Source organism: Bradyrhizobium sp. 33ap4, assembly GCF_032654765.1.
GTDB lineage: Bacteria > Pseudomonadota > Alphaproteobacteria > Rhizobiales > Xanthobacteraceae > Bradyrhizobium > Bradyrhizobium australafricanum.
On record NZ_JAUMTJ010000182.1, the window covers coordinates 1 to 1122 of the forward strand.

The 1122-nt window shown below is 63.0% G+C and carries 2 protein-coding genes; both read left to right on the forward strand.

The window, feature by feature from the left end:
- A partial coding sequence (locus Q2M23_RS43605) for a transposase (protein WP_316399520.1) occupies positions 1-620 on the forward strand: 620 nt, incomplete at its 5' end.
- Positions 621-897: 277 nt separating this feature from the next.
- Positions 898-1122, forward strand: a 225-nt coding sequence (locus Q2M23_RS43610; protein ID WP_316399521.1) for a hypothetical protein, incomplete at its 3' end; no start/stop codon positions are given.

The window sequence follows — 1122 nt, forward strand, 5'->3', positions numbered from 1 at the left end:
TACGGCTCGGCATCCGCGGCTTCAATCCCAAGCTGAAGAAAGCCGCCGAACGCCTTGACGGCTTGCGCACCCCCGAAGGCGAGCCGATCCCGCCCAACACCCTGGCTGAGCTGCGTCGCGACATGGCGCGCCGGCGGCTCGTCAGCGATCAGATACGGCAGATCGAGGAGGCTCGCCTGGAGCGTCTCAAGCAAACGCCCAGTGATGGACCACACGCAATGGAGCGCCTGTTGGCGCGGGTAATCGGGGTTGGTGTCGAGACCGGCGACATGCTGGTGCAGGAGGTACTATCGCGAAGCATGCGCGACCGAAGGGCGATAGCGCGTTATGCCGGCCTCACTGGCTCGCCTGACGAAAGCGGCAGAAAACGCCGGGAGAGAGGGCTGACCCGTTCCGGCAATGCCCGAGTGAGACGAGGCATGATCGAATTGGCGTGGCGATTTCTCAGATTCCAGAAGGACAGCGTCTTGGCGCAGTGGTTTCGAACTCGTACCGAGAATGCCCGCGGGACGCGCAAGACCATGATCGTGGCCTTGGCGCGCAAGCTCCTGATCGCTCTGTGGCGACTCGTGCGGGAGGGCGTAGTGCCGGACGGCGTCGTTCTGCGGCCGGCATCATGAACGGAGGAAGGACACCCCAACAGTTTCGGCCTTCCGTCCGCCTGTGACGGTGTCGCCGATGACGGTTCGAGGTGGCGGGGTCCCGACGTGTTTCCTTGGCTTCGATGCCGAAAGGGAGAATGGGTCCGCCGCTTCGGAGCTTCGCTGCCGATGCGCATGACTGCATCATGGTTCGGGGTCCTTGGACCCACCGGATACAAGGTTGTGGCGCGATTGATCGCGCCCGCAAGCGGGCTCCCCTCCGATCGTCATCCCGATCGCACCAAGCGATGCCGTCGTGCTCGAAGCTGTCAAGGTGTGGCCTGGCAACGGCGGAGCCTGTCGTACGATTCGTGCGGCGGCCAACCTTGACAGCTTCTGCGCGCGCCAGCGCAAGCGAAGTGCGGGTCGGGACGAAGAAACGGCCTCAGATCGAACAAAGAAACTGACGAAGGAAAAGATGCGCCGACCTATCGCCTATTTAAACGCCTCCCTTGACAAAGCCCATACAAGGAAACCGCGC